This window comes from Pedobacter immunditicola, assembly GCF_037482985.1.
GTDB classification, from domain to species: domain Bacteria; phylum Bacteroidota; class Bacteroidia; order Sphingobacteriales; family Sphingobacteriaceae; genus Pedobacter; species Pedobacter immunditicola.
In genome coordinates, this window is the sequence record NZ_JBBHKC010000005.1 from 214,982 (window position 1) to 235,637 (window position 20,656).

At 41.0% G+C, this 20,656-nt stretch carries 20 protein-coding genes; 10 read left to right on the forward strand and 10 right to left on the reverse strand.

Features of this window, described 5'->3' with window-relative positions:
- On the forward strand, nucleotides 1–789 hold the full coding sequence (locus WG905_RS10395; RefSeq protein WP_339591652.1) for a 3-keto-disaccharide hydrolase: 789 nt from the start codon (nucleotides 1–3) through the stop codon (nucleotides 787–789).
- 266 nt (nucleotides 790–1,055) lie between these two features.
- Nucleotides 1,056–1,805 carry a ThuA domain-containing protein gene (locus WG905_RS10400; protein ID WP_339591653.1) on the forward strand — a complete coding sequence of 250 codons (750 nt, stop codon included), beginning with the start codon at nucleotides 1,056–1,058 and terminating at the stop codon, nucleotides 1,803–1,805.
- 69 nt (nucleotides 1,806–1,874) lie between these two features.
- Here WG905_RS10400 and WG905_RS10405 read toward each other — a convergent pair whose 3' ends face one another.
- Both WG905_RS10405 and WG905_RS10410 read right to left on the reverse strand, forming a co-directional pair.
- Entirely contained in the window at nucleotides 1,875–2,678 is an 804-nt protein-coding gene (locus tag WG905_RS10405; RefSeq protein ID WP_339591654.1) for a cupin domain-containing protein, read from the reverse strand.
- 158 nt (nucleotides 2,679–2,836) lie between these two features.
- Nucleotides 2,837–3,079 (reverse strand): KTSC domain-containing protein, encoded by a 243-nt coding sequence (locus WG905_RS10410; protein ID WP_339591655.1) that lies wholly within the window; start codon nucleotides 3,077–3,079, stop codon nucleotides 2,837–2,839.
- A 146-nt stretch (nucleotides 3,080–3,225) separates the two neighbouring features.
- Here WG905_RS10410 and WG905_RS10415 point away from each other — a divergent pair, with 146 nt between their 5' ends.
- Nucleotides 3,226–4,587 (forward strand): PepSY-associated TM helix domain-containing protein, encoded by a 1,362-nt coding sequence (locus WG905_RS10415; protein ID WP_339591656.1) that lies wholly within the window; start codon nucleotides 3,226–3,228, stop codon nucleotides 4,585–4,587.
- A 43-nt stretch (nucleotides 4,588–4,630) separates the two neighbouring features.
- Here the strand turns inward: WG905_RS10415 and WG905_RS10420 are convergent, their stop codons facing one another.
- On the reverse strand, nucleotides 4,631–5,206 hold the full coding sequence (locus WG905_RS10420) for a thymidine kinase (protein WP_339591657.1): 576 nt from the start codon (nucleotides 5,204–5,206) through the stop codon (nucleotides 4,631–4,633).
- A gap of 101 nt (nucleotides 5,207–5,307) precedes the next feature.
- Here WG905_RS10420 and WG905_RS10425 point away from each other — a divergent pair, with 101 nt between their 5' ends.
- A complete protein-coding gene (locus WG905_RS10425) occupies nucleotides 5,308–6,393 on the forward strand; it encodes a DUF8457 domain-containing protein (RefSeq protein ID WP_339591658.1) in 1,086 nt (361 codons plus the stop codon).
- Here WG905_RS10425 and rodA read toward each other — a convergent pair.
- From rodA to purN, 7 genes are all read right to left on the reverse strand, one after another.
- Nucleotides 6,386–7,651 carry a rod shape-determining protein RodA gene (gene rodA, locus WG905_RS10430; RefSeq protein WP_339591659.1) on the reverse strand — a complete coding sequence of 422 codons (1,266 nt, stop codon included), beginning with the start codon at nucleotides 7,649–7,651 and terminating at the stop codon, nucleotides 6,386–6,388. The genes WG905_RS10425 and rodA overlap by 8 nt on opposite strands.
- Complete coding sequence (gene mrdA / locus WG905_RS10435) at nucleotides 7,648–9,687, reverse strand: penicillin-binding protein 2 (RefSeq protein WP_339591660.1); 2,040 nt, start codon at nucleotides 9,685–9,687, stop codon at nucleotides 7,648–7,650. The genes rodA and mrdA overlap by 4 nt, the downstream gene beginning before the upstream one ends.
- On the reverse strand, nucleotides 9,687–10,202 hold the full coding sequence (locus WG905_RS10440) for a rod shape-determining protein MreD (RefSeq protein ID WP_339591661.1): 516 nt from the start codon (nucleotides 10,200–10,202) through the stop codon (nucleotides 9,687–9,689). Before WG905_RS10440 ends, mrdA begins: the two co-directional genes overlap by 1 nt.
- Nucleotides 10,195–11,031, reverse strand: a complete 837-nt coding sequence (mreC, locus tag WG905_RS10445) for a rod shape-determining protein MreC (protein ID WP_339591662.1) — start codon at nucleotides 11,029–11,031, stop codon at nucleotides 10,195–10,197. The genes WG905_RS10440 and mreC overlap by 8 nt, the downstream gene beginning before the upstream one ends.
- A 73-nt stretch (nucleotides 11,032–11,104) precedes the next feature.
- Nucleotides 11,105–12,127: a rod shape-determining protein gene (locus tag WG905_RS10450; RefSeq protein ID WP_196859886.1), complete on the reverse strand. Its 1,023-nt coding sequence runs from the start codon at nucleotides 12,125–12,127 to the stop codon at nucleotides 11,105–11,107.
- An 87-nt stretch (nucleotides 12,128–12,214) separates the two neighbouring features.
- A complete protein-coding gene (purH, locus tag WG905_RS10455) occupies nucleotides 12,215–13,741 on the reverse strand; it encodes a bifunctional phosphoribosylaminoimidazolecarboxamide formyltransferase/IMP cyclohydrolase (protein WP_339591663.1) in 1,527 nt (508 codons plus the stop codon).
- 70 nt (nucleotides 13,742–13,811) lie between these two features.
- Nucleotides 13,812–14,390, reverse strand: a complete 579-nt coding sequence (gene purN / locus WG905_RS10460) for a phosphoribosylglycinamide formyltransferase (protein ID WP_339591664.1) — start codon at nucleotides 14,388–14,390, stop codon at nucleotides 13,812–13,814.
- Between the two features lie 401 nt (nucleotides 14,391–14,791).
- Between purN and rpsT the strand changes: the two genes are divergently transcribed.
- The 6 genes from rpsT (at nucleotide 14,792) to rny (ending at nucleotide 20,631) form a co-directional block, all read left to right on the forward strand.
- The gene (gene rpsT, locus WG905_RS10465; RefSeq protein ID WP_339591665.1) at nucleotides 14,792–15,046 is read left to right on the forward strand and encodes a 30S ribosomal protein S20; all 255 of its coding nucleotides are present in this window, start codon (nucleotides 14,792–14,794) and stop codon (nucleotides 15,044–15,046) included.
- 60 nt (nucleotides 15,047–15,106) lie between these two features.
- On the forward strand, nucleotides 15,107–15,805 hold the full coding sequence (gene radC / locus WG905_RS10470) for a RadC family protein (protein WP_339591666.1): 699 nt from the start codon (nucleotides 15,107–15,109) through the stop codon (nucleotides 15,803–15,805).
- Between the two features lie 37 nt (nucleotides 15,806–15,842).
- A complete protein-coding gene (gene pheT, locus WG905_RS10475) occupies nucleotides 15,843–18,242 on the forward strand; it encodes a phenylalanine--tRNA ligase subunit beta (protein WP_339591667.1) in 2,400 nt (799 codons plus the stop codon).
- 39 nt (nucleotides 18,243–18,281) lie between these two features.
- Complete coding sequence (locus WG905_RS10480) at nucleotides 18,282–18,572, forward strand: hypothetical protein (protein WP_339591668.1); 291 nt, start codon at nucleotides 18,282–18,284, stop codon at nucleotides 18,570–18,572.
- Between the two features lie 32 nt (nucleotides 18,573–18,604).
- Nucleotides 18,605–18,895 carry a cell division protein ZapA gene (locus tag WG905_RS10485; protein WP_339591669.1) on the forward strand — a complete coding sequence of 97 codons (291 nt, stop codon included), beginning with the start codon at nucleotides 18,605–18,607 and terminating at the stop codon, nucleotides 18,893–18,895.
- A 173-nt stretch (nucleotides 18,896–19,068) separates the two neighbouring features.
- Nucleotides 19,069–20,631: a ribonuclease Y gene (gene rny / locus WG905_RS10490; RefSeq protein WP_339591670.1), complete on the forward strand. Its 1,563-nt coding sequence runs from the start codon at nucleotides 19,069–19,071 to the stop codon at nucleotides 20,629–20,631.
- Nucleotides 20,632–20,656: the final 25 nt, after the last annotated feature.

Here is a 20,656-nt window from a genome sequence, read left to right on the forward strand (position 1 = left end):
ATGAAGGTCATTACAAATGTTTCGCTGAAGATAACGCTTGTGCAGCTATTCCTGGTTATGGCTGTTGGCATTCCTGATTTTGCTGCTGCGCAGGGTACGGTGTTAAGTTTTGGTAAGGAAGTCAACTTGATGGATATTACATCCAATACCAAGAAAAAAGAAACCGCTATTAAATGGATCGATGTAAATACATCTCCTGATACATGGAAAATCAAAAAGGAGGAGCTGGTGTGCTCGGGAAATCCGATCGGGGTGATGAGGAGTGAAAAACAATATGAAAACTTCCTGCTGCATATTGAATGGAAACATATGGAGGCTGGCGGAAATTCTGGTGTATTTGTTTGGAGCGATGCAAAGCCTGATAAAGATTCGCGCCTGCCAAATGGGGTAGAGGTTCAAATGCTGGAGCTTGATTGGGTTAACCTTAATCAGCATGAGGGTAAAAAGCCGCCCATTGCTTATGTTCATGGCGAGTTGTTTGGCGTTAACGGTGTAAAAACAATACCCGACAACCCAAGGGGTGAAAGGAGTAAATCAATTGTAAATCTCTGCAAAGGCAAGGGTGAATGGAATACCTATGTGGTGACTTGTATCGATGGGGTGATTAAACTTTCGGTGAATGGGGTAGTGGTTAACGGGATTAGTCAGTCATCGCAGAAGAAAGGCTATATCTGCCTTGAATCTGAAGGAGCGCCAATTCATTTTCGTAACCTCAAAATTATAGAACTGCCTTCCGGTATAACTTCTGCTGAACAAACCGCTGCTGAGATTAAACTAGCCAGGCATTAGTTAAAGGAAGCCAATTGCCAACAGACACGTTATACTTTAGAAATGGAAGCTAATCTCTCCCTAAAAACCAGCACTTACCTACGCCCGGTTTGGGGCGCACCTGACAGGGGTTTTGCGGTACGAGGTCGGTACTATGATTCACTTTACACCAATAGAAAGCTTAGCCTTCTTACAACCTTCACACCGCCTTAATAAATGTCGATATTTTTATTCCATTTCGTCGAAAACACTTATCTTAAGCCAACCAATATCCTGAACCCCTATTTATGAATGCAAAGGCTATTAACCTCAGCGGTTATTTTTTAATTATCTTGATGATGCTCAGTTCCGCAGGCATCGCACAGCAAAGCAAGAAAATATTAGTTTTTAGTAAAACCAGTGGCTTCCACCACAAATCAATTGTGGAAGGTAATGCAGCCTTGCTGCAAATGGGTAAAGAAAATAGTTTTGAGGTCGATACAACGACCAATGCCGGAAATTTCACCAAAGAAAATTTAAGTCAATATGCTGCGGTTGTATTCCTGAATACCACGGGCGATGTGTTGAACCCAGCGCAGGAACAAGCATTTGAGCAATATATTAAATCGGGAAAAGGTTTTGTAGGTATTCATGCGGCTTCTGACACCGAATTCGACTGGCCATGGTATGGCAATTTAGTGGGCGCTTATTTTGTGAGTCACCCAAAACAGCAGGTAGCCACTTTAAATATCGTCAACAGGAAAACCATTGCTACCCGTCACCTGCCGAAGGAATGGAAATTGAAAGAAGAGTGGTATAACTTTAATTGGATGACCAAGGAGAAGCTGAACGTGCTCATCACCATTGATGAAAAGAGTTATGATCCGGGAGCGAATAAAATGGGCGACTATCACCCTATTGCCTGGTACCATGATTTCGATGGTGGCAGGTCTTTTTATACGGAACTTGGGCATACCGAAGAAGCTTATGCAGATCCCCTTTTTCTAAAACATGTTTTGGGCGGTATACAATATGCAATGGGACTGAAAAAGATGTAAGTACATATAGTTTATCATGAAAGGGAGTGTAACCTTCCTTTCATGATAAACTGATTACTCATCTATCGATTAATCCTGCACTGTTACAGCTAAGGTCAGTAAAAACAGCGTTTCTTCATTAGCATACACACTATGAGGAATTTGCGCATGTAAAGCAATCATTTGTCCTGCTTTTAATTCGGCAGTCTGCATGCCAGTGCGAAAACTAATATGTCCTTCCAATACTTGTACGCTAATGATTCCCTTGGCACTGTGCTGTTTCATCTCTGTACCTTTGTGCAGGGCTACCAGCACAATACGCAAGGCATCGGTTTTAAAAACGGTTATTGCGTTGCGGTCGCCTTCCAGCCAGGGTTTTTCCTGCTTAATCTGCACTTTAAAAGCATTCAGGTCCATTACCATCATCGGGGCGTCCAAAGGACGGTCGCCTTCCGGTCTCAACGGCGTGGCCTCATTAAATTTAACCTGATCAGGAACCTGGTCTTTTTTTGTCAGTTGCACATTTTGTGTGCTCAATGTACCAACGTGTGCAGCTGTTTTAGCGCCCCTTGAGCCAGAACCGGCAAGTAAACATTTCTCATCCAGCGCTCTCATTATTTTATCGGTGGCAGGATCACTATATATTCCATAACCATTTACCACAACACCTTTTAAATTATATTTTTCAGAAGAGATAGCGTATACTACGGCTGCATCAGCAGGATCTGACATCCCTTCAAAACGATAATGCTTATCAACTTCAAAATCATCTGGATTAATTCTTAATGCATGCGGAGAAGAAACTAGTGCTTCTCCTTCCAGGTTGAAATCTGTTGTGTAGCCAATTTCTTTAAGATGGTTCAATACTTCCGAAAGGGTTTTCATTGTGTTCATAGTTGAATAATTTAGTAATTAAATTTAAGCAATTTTTAGGTAACCCGCCTGATCTTCTTTTCAAATCAGACATGCTTCAATAGTCGTTCCAAATGCAGGCTATTGTTTCATGATGAGGATGCCTTGTGTTATTTTTTTGGATTTGTAGCCAAGCTTGGTCAGTCCTTTGATACTTTCTTGAAAGGATAATTCCCTTTAATTCTTTCATTTAGAAATTTCCCTTTAGATGTAGCAGCGCGCATTTCATCATATACCGTCGACGGCACATTCAAATAGTCGTATACCATCCCTGACACATAAGTTACCCTGAGCACCGAACGCTCGGGAATATACTTCATGAAAGCTACAACGCTGGATGGCATACCGTTGGATCTTTTATGTTTACCAGGCGTAAAAACCATGCCACTCAATTATTTTCAGATATTTCGTGTTAATGTTTATTTATTATAATTCTAAATAGTACTTTTGGCAAGAAGCGGTTTACGCCAATTAATGTAGAAGTAAAAAATTAAGCATAACGAGTAATAAATTAAATCGATCTGAACTGATGACTAAAAACACTACGGCCTGGGTTAAAACAAGAAAGTTTTTAAATGACATCCATTTATGGATTGGTTTGGCAAGTGGCCTCATCGTCTTTTTAGTTTGTTTAAGCGGGACTATCTATGTTTTTAACGAGGAAATCAGGGAGGCTGCTACGCCAGAGTTGTTTAATGTGCAGCCAACTTCAGACAAGGCAAAAATACCTGCTGCCCAATTAATTGCTGCTGTAGAACAGAATAGTGGTGGTAAGGTAGTCAGTGTAAAAATCCCTGCTGATGCCGGACGCTCCTGGCAAATGGGTGTTAAAAAGGAAAAATCTCCCGAAAAACCCCTTAATTCATCTTCAAACACAGCAAAAGTGGCAAAAGGCCCTAAGGGAAATGAGGGCGCTAAAAAACCATCCAGACCGATAATGTATTATGTAAACCCTTATAATGCGGCTGTATTAGGGAATTCGGCAGAAATAAAATCAGGTACGGTTACCTTCATGACCTATATGTTCAGCCTGCACAGGTGGTTGATTTTAGATAAGATCGAAAAACCGATTTTTGGTGATCTGGATAATCGGAAATTAGGAAGTTATATCTCTGGTACAGCAACCATCTTGTTTACTTTAGGTGTAATTACGGGGATGGTGATTTGGTTTCCAAGAAAAATCAGGGCCTGGAAACAAGGTCTCAAAATAAAATGGAGCGGCAATTGGAAGCGGATTAACCACGACCTGCACAATTCATTGGGGATGTACTCCTGTATATTTTTGTTCCTGATGGGCATCACCGGTCCGCAATGGTCTTTTGAGTGGTATAGAACCGGATTGAGGAAAGCTTTGGGCACTTATCAGGCCGAGGGCCCGGGAAAACCGGAAGGTCAGGGAAAGCCGGAAGGTCGGGGAAAGAAGGAAGGTATAGGACCAAAAGAAGCTGAAGGGACAGATGGAAGACAACAGCTTTCTATTGAAGATTACCATGCTGCTGCTGCAAAGGTATTCAATTTTAAAGGTGATGTCATGATTGCAATTCCTGCTGATGCGGAAGCAAAAGTGAATATAAGTAAATTTAAAGCGGGCTTTTTTGCCCCTGCTGCTGCAGATAAGTTAACGCTAGACCAAGCTTCTGCCAATGTGGTGAAAGTTGAACGTTTTGCAGATATGCCTTTTAACGAAAGGATTTCTGGCTCCATAAAAGCACTCCATATTGGTGATGTTTATGGCATGTTTACCAAAATCATTTATTTCCTGGCCTGTTTAATTGCCACAAGTTTGCCTGTTACGGGTACCTTAATCTGGCTTAACAAAATGAAAAAGAAAAAGCCAAAGCGTAATTTGGCACTTTCACTGGATAGTACCGTACAGACCGCTGCTACCTAAAGCTTAGTAAGTTATGCATGCTGAGGCTAAGCCGGCAGCGAAACTATTCTACCAAATTGAAGCAATACCTGCAGCGGGGTTCATAACTTTCTTTTTCGCCAAGGAGGATGGTGTCTTCACTGGCTACTTTTCGAAAAGAATACATGGCTGGACTGCCACAGCACACGCACACTGCATGTACCTTGGTCACCATTTCAGCAATGGACATCAACGCCGGCATTGGGCCAAAGGGCTTTCCGGTGAAATCCATGTCCAGCCCGGCTACGATTACCCGTATACCTTTGGCTGCAAGTTGATTGCAAATATCGGGCAAACCTTCATCAAAAAACTGTGCTTCGTCGATACCTACAACCTGTGTATCCGCATTGAGAAACAATATAGAGGAAGAGTTTTCCACAGCGGTAGACTGCACAGCATGCTGATCGTGAGAAACAACCGCATTGTCATCATACCTTACGTCTGTTGCAGGTTTAAAGATTTCAACTTTTAATTTCGCTATATCAGCTCTCTTGAGCCTTCTGATCAGTTCTTCTGTCTTTCCAGAGAACATGGAACCACAAATAACTTCGATACTACCACGGTAAACGCCTCTTTTGTAATTTTGTTCGCTGAATAACATCCTGATTGTTGAAACTTTAGAGTCGGCAAATATCAGAATTTTGTAGTACTTTTGATAGTTAAGTTACCAACATAAAACATCCAAAATACCGTTATAAAGCCATGATGAAGCAAGAAGATCTATTTAGGAAAATCGGAAATATACTTACAGAACTTCAGGATCAGCACCAATACCTGGCTGCAAATCCACATGAACTCAATGAGTTGGAATTGGAGTTGTTTTTGTCTAATGCCAATTTTTTAACAGATCACATCAACATCGTGATCAAGGCTCATAACCACCAGGAGCTTAAAGCCATTGAAGCCCCAGCAATTGAAACGCCAAAAGCTAATCACCAGGAGGAAACTTTAAGTGCGGATAAAGAGCCGGCAGCTTTTGAGTTTGAAGAGAAGGAAGTTGAAGAACTGTTTAACCGTCCGCTGACACCCGAAGAGCAAAGAATCATTGCGCAGAAGCAATTATTGAAGTCACAGGAAGAAACCAACGAAAAACGGCATGGGGAAGAAGAACAAGGGCCGGAACCATTTTTAGTGAAGTCACAACCGGAGTTTCAAATTGATGAACCCATCAAAATAGAAGTGCTGACTGTTCCGGAAAAAGTACCGACTGATTTGTTTGTTCCTGAGGTACCTGTAAAGATAACGGAAGCACCGGTAGTTATTCCAGAAACCCCCTTTGAAGCCCCTACAGTGCCAGTTACTGTTACAGAAATACCTGTAGTGATACCCGAAGCACCTGTTATTCCCGAAGTACCCGTTGTGCCTGAAACACCTGTTGTTCCTGAAAAATCTGTTATCGCTGAAATACCTGTTGTTGTGCCCGAAGCACCTGCAGCAAGCGTAAAAACTACTTCAGCAAGTCAGGAGACCCCTGTTAAATTAACTTTAAATGAGATGCTTGCGGGTAACCAGAATGGCAGTCATACAACAGAGGCCCCTGTCGCAGAGATCAAAGACCTTAAACAGGCCATTAGTCTGAACGATAAGCTTTTGTTTGTTAAGGATTTGTTCCACGGTTATAGCCTGGCTTATGCCGAAGTAATAGACCTGGTCAATAGGATGCCTGACTTTAAAACTGCAGATGCCTTTCTGCAGAAAAATTATGCACTAAAGAATGATTGGAAATCAAAACAGCCGACTGTAGACCGCTTTTATGATCTATTGAAAAGACGTTTCCCGGTTAAATAAATCCCATCCGGTTAGAGTCCAATTTCAAAAAGATAAACAAGAGTACTGTAAAGCTCCATAGGGAAGAACCTCCATAACTGATGAATGGAAGGGGAATACCAATTACGGGCGCTATACCGATGGTCATACCGATGTTAATAAACACGTGGAAAAAGAGAATACTGGCCACGCAGTAACCATATACCCTTGAAAAAGGGGATCGCTGCCTTTCGGCCAGATTGATGATCCTCAGCAGCAAAAATAAGTAGAGCCCGATTAATACGGTGCAGCCCACAAAACCCCATTCTTCACCCACGGTGGAAAAGATAAAATCCGTACTTTGCTCCGGTACATAGCCAAACTTTGTTTGTGTACCCAGCAAGAACCCCCGGCCCATCACCTGTCCTGAACCGATCGCTATTTTAGATTGTATCACATTATAACCTGCACCTTTCGGGTCGATCTTTAAGCCCAGCATCACTTCGATCCTGGCTCGCTGGTGAGGCTCTAATACCTTGGTATAGGTAAGTTTTACCAAAAATAAATAAGCAATAGCAATGATGGTGGCCATGGCAATGGAGATCATCATCTTCTGCTTTCTCTTGTTCAAGTAAATACTGTAGCCACCAACGATTACAATCAAGGGTATAATGACATAAAGGGGGACAAGGAAAACGGCAATGAAGAGCACGACCATGCCTAAAAAGATAAGGAGGAAATAACCTGACAGTCCTTCTCTGTATAATGGGAACATAAAGGCAAGAAACACCAATGCGGAGCCGGTATCTGGCTGCATCATGATGAAAAACAAGGGCAGGGATACAATTAACCCCGCAAACATGATGGATTTAAAATCTTTAAACTTCGGCGTAAATGTGCTTATATAACGTGCAAGTAGTAATGCTGTGCCGAATTTAGCAAATTCTGATGGTTGTAACCTGAAACTCCCTATGGGGATCCAGGCCTGGTTTCCCGCCACTTTACGCCCGATCACCAATACAGCGATCAACAGGATAATGGTTACCCCGTAAATGACAGGGGCAAAGATACTGAAGAACTTAGCATCCAGCAGGAGAATAGAAAACCCTAATATTAAGGCAGAAATAATGAAGATCAGTTGTTTTCCGTAATTACTGCTGAAATCGTAGGTGTCTGACAAATCTGGATTGTAAACGGATGCATAAATGTTTACATATCCAATTGCACATAATGCTACATAAATAAGTACAGTGATCCAGTCTACATTAAAAAAAAACCTGTTGGTGTGTTGATTGATCATCGTGGAGCCTCTGTATGTTCGTTATTCTTTAAAATGTTTATCGTAGTCGGCACAGTGCTGTTTATAAAGGGTGATGTGCTGTTAAAAAAGGGATAGGTGCTCTGTAACGGTCGTAAGGTTTTTTTTGCAGCCGGCAATACTTTATTCGTATCTGGGGTTTTGCTCTTGACACTGTCGCCTGGTTTTGTGTTGGGATCAACTTTCGGCTTCAGTGGCTCTGGAATAAGATTTTGTTTTTTCATCCATTCCATCTGTGCCACCCTTTTTCCTGAAACAGAGTCTGTAAGGTATTTCTCAGTAAGGTAACTGGCAATTGGCGCTGCATAGGTGGATCCATAACCCGCATTTTCTACAATCACTGCAATTGCGATCTTGGGATTATGACGTGGCGCAAAACCGATGAAAACACTGTGGTTTTTGCCGTGTGGGTTTTGTACGGTCCCTGTTTTTCCCGCCATGGAAATGTTTGGAATGCGGGATGCCAATGCCGTCCCCCCCGGGCTATTAACGGCCATTTCCATTCCGTCAATTACCGGATCAAAATGACGTTCATCTATCCCTACATAGTTTTTCTCCACATAGTCTTTACTAATGAGCTTTTTTTCTCCAATCGCTTTAACTAAGTGTGGCTTTATATAGTATCCTTTATTGGCGATAATCGCCATGATGTTTGCCATTTGCAGTGGGGTAGTGTTTATTTCTCCTTGCCCGATACCCAGGGAAATTACGGTGGTAAAGCCCCAGTATTTACCATACCATTTGGTATACTCTGCTGCGGTGAATAACGTTCCCTTACGTTCATAAGGCATATCGATGCCTAATTTTACCCCGACACCAAATTTGCGGACTTTTTCCTGCCAGACATCATAAGCAACTTTCTGGCTCTTGTATTTTCTCTGCGTGAGTAATTTTTCGAAGACATAACTGGCGTAGACGTTGCAGGATCTTGCAAGTCCCCATCGTAAACTGATATTCCCATCCACGTGTTCGCACTTTATCCGATGGTTACCTGCCCAGTAAGCCCCCGGACAGTTAAAAGTCATCTCGGGCGTAATCACTCCTTCCTGTAATCCTATTAAAGCGTCCAGTGGTTTAAATGCCGATCCCGGTGAATAATAGCCGGAAATCGGCCTCACGAGGAATGGCCTGTTGGGCCGGCCAAATATTTCCATATAATTATTTCCCTGCTGGCGGCCGACCATCTTATTTGGATCATAACCCGGACTGCTCACAAAAGCAAGAACTTCACCGGTGGATGGCTCTATCGCCACAATACTACCAACCTTATTTTCCATCAGTTCTTCAGCAAGCTTTTGAACTTCAATATCAAGGGACGATATCACCTTTTCACCGGAGCGGGCCAAAGTATCGAATTTACCTTCGAGATAACTTCCCTGGGGTACGTTGCGTGCATCATACATCATATTGATTACACCGCGCTCGCCGCGTAAAACTTCGTTGTATTCTCTTTCTACACCTGTTTTTCCTATATAGTCACCAGGACGGTAATAGCCATTACTTTCATCAATATCCTTCTGACTCACTTCTTTAACATAGCCGAAGAACTGTCCTGCTACACTGTCGGGATAATGGCGTACGGTTCTTCCCTGTACGTGGAATCCCGGAAAGCTGCTGAGCTTTTCCTGTAATGCGGCATAAGTTCGTACGGATAGTTGTTTCTCAAAGGGTGAAGGTTGATACCTTGATTGTGATAAAGCTTTGTTAAAGCGTTTTTTAAAGCCCGGCATGTCTATACCAATGATATCGCAGAATGCTAATGTATCAAATGGCTTTACCTGGTTAGGGATGACCATTAAATCATATACCGGCTCATTCTGGACCAGTACTTTTCCATCACGGTCATATATGACGCCCCTGGCCGGGAAGGTATATATTTTGCGCAATACGTTACTGTTGGAAAGAAGGAAGTATTTGTCGCTGAGTACTTGCATATAGAAAAGCTGTCCTACAAGAATCAGGCACACCACAAGAATAATTCCCTGTATTGTATATTTTCTGGCAAACAAATTGTCCATTAACGTAATCTCCTGTTATAGAATAAAAATTCTATTAAAATAATGATAAACCATGTAAAAATACCGCTGGTCAAACACCTCATTAACGTGTAGGAAAGTTCAGATATTTTAAATGCCTCTAAAAGAAATAACACAAGATGGTGAGAAAAGATACACAAAAGAGAATAAATAGAAAACCATTTAAAACCCATATTTCCTAAAGTAGGTTCAGGTTCGTCAAATCCATCGCGGTTCACACTGATAGAAATAAACTGGATTCTGACAAAAGCAAGCACAACAGAAGCTGAAGCATGTACACCCAGGGTATCGTAAAAAGCATCCAGTGTTAAACCTGTACCAAATGATATAATATACAACAAAATATTTGGCATTCCAAAGGGAAGCAGCAGGAGAAACAAAACATAGATGAAAGGGGTAGCCAGGTCATAGAAACTTAAATTCCTTAATAAGATGATTTGTATAAATAGTAGTAAAAACCACCGTAACAGGTTGATCAGGATTAATTTGCTATTCATTGGGCAATTTAGATTCTAAGGATTTTTGCTCTTCTGCAAATTTATCTTTAATTACATAAACATACTGTAGGGTGCTGAAATCATTAAAAAGATTAATTTCAATGGTTAAAAAGTTGTCTCCCATTGCAATGCCGGCATTACTGACACTGCCTACGGGGATTCCCGGCGGGAAAGAACCGAAACCAGACGTAACCACCGTGTCTTTTAAGTTCACTTTGAAATGGTTGGGAATTTCTCTGATGAAAGCTTTGCGGTAATCGAAGTTTTTTTCACCCCATACCAACGAGCCCAGGGCATTGTTTTTCTTGATGTTGACACTGATTTTGGTGTCTTTGTGCAGTAAGGACTGAATGGTGGCCAGGTGTGGAGAGACGTCCCTGATGAAACCTACTACACCTTTTTGAGGGGAGATGACTGCCATGCCGCTTTTTATGCCGTCTAAACTGCCTTTATTGATTGCAATGATGTTGTTCCTTAAAGTAATGGAATTTTTGATGACTCTAGCAGCGAGGTAAGTGTATTGCTGCTCGGTCAGGGTATCGACAACAGTGACTTCTTTAGCACTGTCTATGTTTCTCATTTTCAGGAGCTGCGTATAGAGCTTCGCATTTTCAAAAGCCAGACTATCATTTACCTGGCCCAGGTTTGCATATTTTTTTATCACATTAAACTTTTCGTAAGCATTGCCCACCAGTTCATTGGATGAATTGAGGGTCACGCTACGCTGGTAACTGTTATTCTTTACAGTTAACACTATACCTGCAGTAAGGAAGATGATGAGAAAGAAAAATGCGTTATATCTATTAATAAAGATCCAAAGGTTACGCATAATTTCAGAGTTGTAGGTTGCGCTGTAAGTTATAAATCATTACGAAACCTATAACTTACAGCGAAAGAACCTTTTATTGCATTAAAAATTTATAGCCACCAATATTTTTAAGGGCGATACCTGTTCCGCGAACTACTGCTCTCAAAGGATCTTCGGCAACGTGTACCGGAAGCTTGGTTTTTGCAGCTACACGTTTATCTAATCCGCGTAGCAACGCACCTCCACCAGTTAAATAGATACCAGTCTGGTAAATATCTGCTGAAAGTTCAGGAGGTGTGATCTCCAGTGCTTTAAGGATGGCTTCTTCAATCTTAGAAATCGATTTATCAAGACAGTGAGCAATTTCCGTATAGGAAACAGTAATCTGTTTCGGCACGCCGGTCATTAGATCTCTTCCCTGCACGGCAAAATCCCCTGGAGGGTCTTGTAATTCGGGTAGGGCTGCACCCACTTCAATTTTGATTTTCTCTGCGGTACGGTCACCAATCATGATGTTATGCTGGCGACGGATGTAATTGACGATATCAGAATCGAAGTTATCCCCGGCAACGCGGATCGACTGGTCGCAAACGATACCCGAAAGCGCAATTACTGCAATTTCAGTCGTACCACCACCGATATCAATAATCATGTTACCCATGGGCTCTTCCACGTCGATACCGATACCAACAGCAGCAGCCATAGGCTCGTGAATAAGGTAGACCTCTTTAGCTCCGGCAATTTCTGCTGAATCGCGTACAGCACGCTTTTCTACTTCAGTAATGCCTGAAGGGATACAGATGACCATTCTTAGGGAAGGGAACATCCATCCCTTACCACCGTTAAGCATCCTGATCATTCCTTTAATCATAGCTTCGGCAGCGTTAAAATCAGCTATAACACCGTCCTTTAAAGGTCTTACCGTACGGATGTTATCGTGGGTTTTACCTTCCATTTGCATGGCTTGCCGGCCTATCGCTATAATTTTATTTGTTTGTCTGTCAAAAGCCACGATAGAAGGTTCATCAACTACCACTTTATCGTTATGTATAATCAGGGTATTAGCGGTGCCTAAATCAATAGCGACCTCTTGCGTAAACCAGTTAAATAAACCCATTTATAGGTGAAAATTATGTATTAAAAATATCTATGTATTATAGTAATGTAAAACTACGGCTTTTTATTGTATATTCTTATAAATTTATTAGTGTTTAAAATGTCTGACACCGGTTGTTACCATAGCAATATTTTTAACATTTGCCATGTTCACAGAATCAGCGTCCTTGATTGATCCGCCTGGCTGTAACACCGCTGTAATGCCCGCTTCTGCAGCAAGCTCTACGCAGTCTGGAAAGGGAAAGAAGGCGTCTGAGGCCATTACAGCACCCGTTAAACTGAAGTTAAAAGCATCGGCCTTTACAATAGCCTGTTTAAGTGCATCGACCCTGGAAGTTTGTCCGACACCGCTGGCGATCAGGGTATTATTTTTAGCAAAAACAATCGTATTTGATTTTGTATGCTTCACAATTTTATTTGCAAAGTACAGGTCCTTCAACTCTTGTTCAGTAGGTTTTTTTTCTGTAACGCTGCTCATTTGCTCCGGACCCTCGATAATTAAATCTTTATCCTGCTCAATCACACCGTTCAATAAAGTTTTGAATTGTTTCTTAGACAATTCTACTTCGTTTCTTTTTAAAATCACACGGTTTTTCTTGGCTTTAAAGAGCTCCACAGCTTCGGCCTCATAAGATGGTGCAATCAATACTTCGAAAAACAATTTGTTGATTTCAGTGGCTGTTGCAAGGTCGACTTCACGGTTGGTGATTAAAACGCCACCGAAAGCAGATACAGGGTCACATGCGAGTGCATCTTTCCACGCTTCTAAAACGTTCGTCCTGGAGGCAACGCCACAAGCGTTGGTGTGTTTAAGGATAGCGAAGGTAGGCTCGTCAAATTCCTCAATTAAAGCAACAGCGGCATCTACATCAACCAGGTTGTTATAAGAAAGTTCCTTTCCGTTTAATTTGGTGAACATTTCATCAAGGTCGCCATAAAATACACCTTGTTGATGTGGGTTTTCGCCATAACGCAATGTTTGCGCCTGTTTAATGCTTTGTTTAAAAACGGCTATAGGGTCTTCGTTATTGAAGTAGTTGAAAATGGCCGTGTCATAATGAGAAGAAGTATGGAAAGCCGTTTTCGCATAGGCTTTGCGTTGCGCTAATGTAGTTTCGCCATTTTGTGCTTCCAACTGTTGTTGCAAAGTACTATAATCATCTTTCGACGCCAGGATAACCACATCATTGAAATTCTTGGCTGCTGCACGGATCAGGGAGATACCACCAATATCGATTTTCTCGATAATTTCGGCTTCAGAGCCTCCAGCTTTTACAGTTTCTTCAAAAGGGTACAAATCAACAATGACCAAATCAATTTCTGGAATTTCATATTCAGCGATTTGTGCTTTATCTTCACTTAAATTTCTGCGGTTTAAAATTCCACCGAAAACTTTTGGGTGTAAGGTTTTAACCCGGCCGCCTAAAATGGAAGGGTAGCCTGTTAAGTCTTCTACAGCAGTAACTGGTAAGTTTAAATCTTTTATGAATTGTTCAGTACCTCCGGTAGAGAATAATTGAACGCCCTGTGCAGCAAGAAGGCGAACTAATGGTTCTAGACCGTCTTTGTAATAAACTGAAATTAAAGCGTTTTTGATCTTTATTGAATGGCTCATTAGTGTTAATTTTTGAGCCGCAAAAATAAGGTTTTTAACCGATAAATTTTAAGCGAATAAATAATAATACTTACTTCTTCATCTTCTTTATAATATTCTCCACTACACGCGGAAAATGCTGGTGTTCAAGTTGCTGTCCTTTAAATTTGATCATTTCTAGATTATCATCTTTATCAATTTTGTATTTGCCCTGGTATATATATTCGCCTTCATCGTAATTTTCGTTCACAAAATGGATGGTGATCCCACCTTCTGTGTCGCCTGCAGCGAGCACTGCATGATGTACATGGTCGCCATACATCCCCTTGCCGCCATATTTTGGTAATAAGGCCGGATGGATATTGATGATCTTGTTGGGGAATTCTGTTAAAAGATTTTTAGGAATCAGCCATAAGAAACCTGCAAGAACAATAAAGTCGATATCCAGCTTTTTCAACAGGTTAAGCACCTCATCACTATGGTAGAATTCTTTCCTTGTAAAAACGTGCGAAGGGATTTCGTAATTGTCTGCCCGCTGGAGTACAAAAGCATCGGGATTATTAGAGAGCACCAATGCAACCTCCGCTTCGTTGCTTTCAGAAAAATGTTCCATTAATTTCTGTGCATTGGTTCCGGAGCCTGAGGCAAAAATGGCAATACGTTTTTTCATTGGTATACAATTGGTTTTTTAAAGGTGATGAAGCTATCATGAGCAATATTCATTTCTATTTGTGAGTGTTGCTTATGATGGTTCATTAGTGTATATATTTTGAAAGGTCATGAACTTATGCTTATTCACAATGTTTCAAAATTAACATTTTAAGCGTTTAAATTGCCTGTTATCGGTTTAAAAACTCGTTTATCTGATTTTCTTAAAAGTTTTTCATGAATCATTTGCTTATGTGTCATGAACTCTGCTATATTTGCGGTAGAAAGGCAACAAATCTAATAGGGTAAGGATCAGTTACTTTATGCTGAATGAAAAATAATTACATATCATTTTGCATATTAAAAACTTAAACTCTATATTTGCAGTCCTAAAAAAATAGAAAAAATAAAGGCTAAAGAACAATGGCAAATCATAAATCTTCTTTAAAAAGAATTAGAACAAACGCAACTAAACGTCTACGTAATAGATATCAAGCAAAAACTACACGTACTTTTATCAAAAGATTACGTGGTGCTGAAGATAAAAAAGCAGGACTAGAGTTATTACCTAAGGTGGTTTCCATGTTGGATCGTTTAGCTAAGAAAAATATTATTCACAAAAATAAAGCAGCTAACAATAAATCGAAATTAACAAAGTTTGTTAATAGCTTGAATTAATTATAGCTTCACAATATTATAAACGGGATAGGCCTTGCCTATCCCGTTTTTTTTGTTTCTATGGAGTCATATGAACAGAAATTAGGGATAAAACTGTGGGCGGAAGCCGACCGTCCGAGGGAGAAGCTCCTCCTTCATGGAAGAAGGCACTTAACGGATGCTGAATTAATTGCCATTCTCATTGGATCTGGAAACCGGCAGGAATCGGCGGTTGATCTCAGTAAACGGATTCTGGCCTCCACCGCCAATGACCTGGATGCCCTTGGAAAAACAACCATCGTTGAACTTTCGAAATTTAAAGGAATAGGGGAGGCCAAAGCCATCGCTATTGTGGCTGCCCTTGAATTGGGCAGAAGAAGAAAGGACACCCCCGTTACTAAAGTTTTAAAGATTTCTGGTGCAAGGGATGCCTACGATATCCTGGCGCCCATCATGACCGATCTTCCTCATGAAGAATTCTGGATATTGATATTAAACAGAGCCAATTTTGTGAAAGCAAAGTTAATGATCAGCAAAGGCGGACAGTCCGGGACGGTTGTAGATCCTAAGATTATCTTTAAAACGGCGCTGGAGTTCAATGCCGCTTCCATTATTCTGGCGCATAACCATCCGTCTGGGAATGCTAAACCCAGCAATGAAGATCTTAAAGTGACCAAACGACTGGTGGAAGCAGGGAAAATGATGGATCTGCCAGTTTTAGATCATTTAATTATTGCCGATAGATTATTCTTTAGTTTTGCGGATGAAGGATTACTTTGAGATTTTATATCTTTGCGTTTTACTCTGATAACAAAACATGAAGATCTCTTATAACTGGCTCAAACAATTTATTCAAACAGATAAAACACCGCAGGAACTTTCGCTCATTTTAACCAACATAGGTTTAGAAGTAGAAAGCCTTGAAAAAGTTCAGCCTGTAGCTGGTGGCCTTGAAGGTCTGGTGATTGGTAAAGTACTGAGCTGTGTGCCTCATCCCAATGCAGACCGTTTAAAAGTAACGACTGTTGATGTGGCAGGACCAGAGATCATACAAATTGTTTGTGGTGCATCAAATGTGGCCCAGGGGCAGAAAGTTGTCGTGGCTACTGTTGGTACTACCGTACACCCTAATGATGGTGAGCCTTTCAAAATTAATAAATCAAAAATAAGAGGGGAAGTGTCTGAAGGGATGATCTGTGCAGAAGATGAGATCGGCTTAGGGACATCTCATAATGGGATTATGGAGTTGCCTGAAGATACCGTAATCGGTATCGCTGCAAAAGATCATTTCAAAATGGAGGATGATTACCTTTATGAAATTGGCCTTACCCCGAACCGTGCTGATGCTGCTTCTCATCTTGGTGTGGCAAGGGATTTAGCCGCTTATTTCCGTGCACAAATTAATATGCCTGATGTTGCTGCTTTCCAGACAGAAGCTGAAAGCTTAATTATAGAGGTACAGGTGGAAGACAGTGTTGCTTGTCCGCGTTACAGCAGCCTGACCATCAGTGGAGTTACTGTTACCGCATCTCCTGAGTGGTTACAAGATAAATTGAAAGTAATCGGTATCCGTCCGATCAATAATATTGTAGACATCACTAATTATGTATTGCATGATCTTGGTCAGCCTTTACATGCCTTTGATGCCGACCGGATCAGTGGAAGGAAAGTGTTGGTGAAAAAGTGTGCTGATGGAACTCCATTTACAACCCTTGATGGTGTGGAACGTAAATTGGCTGCAGATGATTTAATGATCTGTGATGCTGATCGACCGATGACCATTGCCGGCGTTTATGGAGGTAAAGATTCTGGCGTGACGGAAACTACCACCAATATTTTCCTGGAAAGCGCTTATTTCAATGCGGTGTCCATTCGTAAAACCGCCAAAAGATTTGGCTTAAAAACCGATGCTTCTTTTCGTTACGAGAGAGGTACCGATCCTGAAATTACCGTTTATGCCCTCAAAAGAGCAGCATTGCTGATTAAAGAATTGGCTGGCGGAGTAATCTCTTCATCTATTTCTGATCTCTACCCATCGCCGCTTCCACCTTTTGAAGTAGAAGTTTCTTCTGCAGGCATTAATCGACTGATTGGCGCATCAATTCCCCATGAAGAGATTAAGGAAATTATCGTTGCACTGGGTATAAAAGTCGCCCATGAAGATCAGGATCAGCTAACTTTAGCAGTTCCAGCTTACCGGGTGGATGTAACCAGGGAATGTGATATTACCGAAGAAGTATTAAGGATTTACGGTTACAACAACATTGCCATCCCAAGCAAAATCAATGCTTCATTGTCTTATTCCGAGAAACCCGATAAAGAATTGACACAACATGTGATTGCTGATATGCTTACGGCCAACGGATTTATTGAGATCTGGTGTAATTCATTGACCAAAGCCGCTTATTCCAATAACCCGGAGGAAGCTGTGAAAATCCTGAATCCATTAAGCTCCGATTTAAACGTCATGCGCCAGGGCTTGTTAATGCCAGCCTTGGAAAGTGTGGCTTATAACCAGAATCGCAAGAACCCGGACATCAAATTTTATGAGTTTGGGAATACTTACCACCTGATTAATGAGAAATACGTGGAACGTCCGCGTTTATTATTGATTTTATCAGGATCTAACCATGCTGAACATTGGGCACAGAAAAGTAATGCAGTAAGCTTCTATAACATTAAAGCTGCTGTTGATGCTGTATTGGGCAGATTGGGTGTCAATAATTACCAGGTAGAAGAAATAGCGGGCGATGATTTCGCCTATGGCATTAGGTATTACAGGGGTAGTCAGACAATCGTTAGTTTTGGAGCGGTTACCCAGACTGATAAAAAGAAAGCCGATGTGAACAAAGACGTATTTTATGCAGATTTCGATTGGGCCTTATTATTGAATATGGTCAAAAAGAATAAGATCGTCAATAAAGAAGTTCCTAAATACCCTTCAGTAAGAAGAGATCTGTCGATGCTGGTTGACTTAGGGGTAACCTTTGATGACCTCAAGACGATTGCCTTTAAAACCGAAAAACGCCTGATCAAGAATGTACAGGTATTTGACGTGTACATGGGAGATAAATTACCTGCCGGGAAAAAGTCCTATGCACTTCACTTTACACTTCAGGACGAAGAGCAAACGTTAACCGACAAGCAAATTGATGCGGTTATGCAAAAGATTATATATAACTTAGCGCAAACAGCGAAAGCAGAGATCAGAAAATAATATTTATAGGGATTTTGAATTATAATAAAGTTTAATAACATGACTTCGGTTTCAGATCAATTAAATTCGGTATTACAAAAAACAACTCGTTTAATTGAGTTGTGTAGTGCTTTACAAGAAGAAAATGAGTTATTAAAGCTTGAAAATCAATTTATAAAGACTAACCTCGATGCCGCTAAAACTAAGAATGTTGAACTGGAAGAAAAGCTCCGGGTTCTTAAGCTAGCGAAAAGTATTGAGGGGACAAGTGAAAAGACGCTTGATATAAAGCAAAAAATTAACGATTTTGTGCGCGAGATTGATAAGTGTGTTGTGTTGCTTAAAAAGTAAGGAATACCAAAAAACTGAAACAAAGCTAAAAAATGGGAGAAATCTCGATAAAAATAACTATTTCTGACCGTATCTACCCTTTAAAGGTGAGTACTGAGGAGGAAGAAATTGTAAGGCGGGCAGCCAAAATTATTAACGAACGCATAAAAGATTACCAGGAGAATTATGCGGTAAGAGATAAACAGGATTTACTCTCCATGGCAGTCTTGCACTATGCAACGGCCGTATTGAGGGTGGAGAATAAAGTCCAGGATCAGGACACTGCCGTTGCTGATAAAGTGGACGAATTAGATAGTTTATTAAACGATTTTTTTTCAAAATAAATAGGAACGTTCTTTATAGCATAAAAAAGTATTTAACCGTGGTTAAATCTTAAGTTTCATTGGGGTTTTTTACGATGCTTTCTAATAGAAGGGGTTCTTCTTTCTATATGCATGTATTTGAGAACAACACACGAGCTTAATATTTAATTACGGTTTTTTTTATTAAAATAGAAATGGAAATAGTAGGAATAATAGGATATGTACTTGCCGGCCTGGCTATCGGTATAGTCATAGGAAGATACCTGCTGCGCACGCTCCTTAGAAAACAGGAAGTAGCAGCTCAGACAAAAGTTAAAAAGATTCTTAAAGATGCAGAAATTAGTGCGGACATCTTAAAAAAGGACAGACTACTGGAAGCCAAAGAGAAGTTCCTGCATTTAAAGGCAGAACATGAGCAGGAAGTAACGACTAAGAATAACCAAATCAACCAGCGTGAAAATGCCGTTAAGCAAAAGGAGCAAAGCCTGAGCCAGCGCATGGAAAATGTAAACCGCAAAGAGCAGGAGTTAGATAATCAAAAGAAACACCTCGAGAAACAAACTGAAATTGCGATTAAAAAACAAGAAGATGTCGACTTGTTAAAAACGCAGCATGTGAAACAACTGGAAGCTATTGCTGGCTTAAGTGCTGAAGAAGCTAAAAACCAGTTAGTGGAAAACATGAAAGAGGAAGCTCGTTCCCAAGCAATGATCCAGGTGAAGGATATTGTGGACGAAGCTAAGCTTACCGCAACCAAGGAAGCGAAGAAGGTTGTTATTCAAACCATTCAGCGTACAGCAGTTGAGGCCGCTATCGAAAACACAGTTTCCATCTTCCATATTGAAAGTGATGAGATTAAAGGCCGTGTAATTGGCAGAGAGGGTAGAAATATCCGTGCACTGGAGGCCGCAACAGGTATCGAAATCATTGTTGATGATACCCCTGAAGCCATCATCTTATCAGGATTTGATCCGGTTAGAAGAGAGATTGCGCGTCTGGCCCTTCACCGTTTGGTAACAGATGGCCGTATTCACCCTGCACGTATTGAAGAGGTGGTTGCTAAAACTAAAAAACAAATCGAAGAGGAGATTGTCGAAATTGGTGAACGTACCGTTATTGACCTCGGTATCCATGGTCTGCACCCTGAGCTGATCAGGATGGTGGGGCGTATGCGTTACCGTTCTTCTTACGGACAAAACTTATTGCATCACTCCCGTGAGGTGGCTAATTTCTGTGCTACTATGGCAGCAGAACTTGGCTTAAATGCTAAAATGGCAAAGAGAGCAGGTCTACTGCATGATATAGGTAAAGTGCCTGATGATAACCCAGAATTACCTCACGCTATCCTAGGAATGCAACTTGCAGAAAAGTATAAAGAACATCCAGAAATTTGCAATGCCATTGGTGCTCACCATGATGAAATTGAAATGACATCAATGATCTCACCGATTGTACAAGCTTGTGATGCCATATCTGGTGCTCGTCCGGGAGCAAGACGTGAAGTAGTAGAAAGCTATATCAAACGTTTAAAAGAACTGGAAGAACTTGCTTTATCTTACCCGGGTGTGGAGAAAACATTCGCCATACAAGCTGGTAGAGAATTAAGGGTTGTTGTGGAAAGTGAAAGGGTAACTGATCAGCAGGCAGAATTACTTGCTGCAGATATTTCTAACCGCATACAAACTGAAATGACCTACCCTGGTCAGATTAAAGTGACGGTAATTAGAGAAACCCGTTCAGTATCTTTTGCAAAATAGACCTATCTGGTTAACCGGTTGTCAT

Coding starts and splice junctions, on each gene's coding strand:
- WG905_RS10395 (WP_339591652.1), top strand. CDS start 1: ATGAAGGTCATTACAAATGTTTCGCTGAAGATAACGCTTGTGCAGCTA.
- WG905_RS10400 (WP_339591653.1), top strand. CDS start 1,056: ATGAATGCAAAGGCTATTAACCTCAGCGGTTATTTTTTAATTATCTTG.
- WG905_RS10405 (WP_339591654.1), bottom strand. CDS start 2,678: ATGAACACAATGAAAACCCTTTCGGAAGTATTGAACCATCTTAAAGAA.
- WG905_RS10410 (WP_339591655.1), bottom strand. CDS start 3,079: ATGGTTTTTACGCCTGGTAAACATAAAAGATCCAACGGTATGCCATCC.
- WG905_RS10415 (WP_339591656.1), top strand. CDS start 3,226: ATGACTAAAAACACTACGGCCTGGGTTAAAACAAGAAAGTTTTTAAAT.
- WG905_RS10420 (WP_339591657.1), bottom strand. CDS start 5,206: ATGTTATTCAGCGAACAAAATTACAAAAGAGGCGTTTACCGTGGTAGT.
- WG905_RS10425 (WP_339591658.1), top strand. CDS start 5,308: ATGATGAAGCAAGAAGATCTATTTAGGAAAATCGGAAATATACTTACA.
- rodA (WP_339591659.1), bottom strand. CDS start 7,651: ATGATCAATCAACACACCAACAGGTTTTTTTTTAATGTAGACTGGATC.
- mrdA (WP_339591660.1), bottom strand. CDS start 9,687: ATGGACAATTTGTTTGCCAGAAAATATACAATACAGGGAATTATTCTT.
- WG905_RS10440 (WP_339591661.1), bottom strand. CDS start 10,202: ATGAATAGCAAATTAATCCTGATCAACCTGTTACGGTGGTTTTTACTA.
- mreC (WP_339591662.1), bottom strand. CDS start 11,031: ATGCGTAACCTTTGGATCTTTATTAATAGATATAACGCATTTTTCTTT.
- WG905_RS10450 (WP_196859886.1), bottom strand. CDS start 12,127: ATGGGTTTATTTAACTGGTTTACGCAAGAGGTCGCTATTGATTTAGGC.
- purH (WP_339591663.1), bottom strand. CDS start 13,741: ATGAGCCATTCAATAAAGATCAAAAACGCTTTAATTTCAGTTTATTAC.
- purN (WP_339591664.1), bottom strand. CDS start 14,390: ATGAAAAAACGTATTGCCATTTTTGCCTCAGGCTCCGGAACCAATGCA.
- rpsT (WP_339591665.1), top strand. CDS start 14,792: ATGGCAAATCATAAATCTTCTTTAAAAAGAATTAGAACAAACGCAACT.
- radC (WP_339591666.1), top strand. CDS start 15,107: ATGGAGTCATATGAACAGAAATTAGGGATAAAACTGTGGGCGGAAGCC.
- pheT (WP_339591667.1), top strand. CDS start 15,843: ATGAAGATCTCTTATAACTGGCTCAAACAATTTATTCAAACAGATAAA.
- WG905_RS10480 (WP_339591668.1), top strand. CDS start 18,282: ATGACTTCGGTTTCAGATCAATTAAATTCGGTATTACAAAAAACAACT.
- WG905_RS10485 (WP_339591669.1), top strand. CDS start 18,605: ATGGGAGAAATCTCGATAAAAATAACTATTTCTGACCGTATCTACCCT.
- rny (WP_339591670.1), top strand. CDS start 19,069: ATGGAAATAGTAGGAATAATAGGATATGTACTTGCCGGCCTGGCTATC.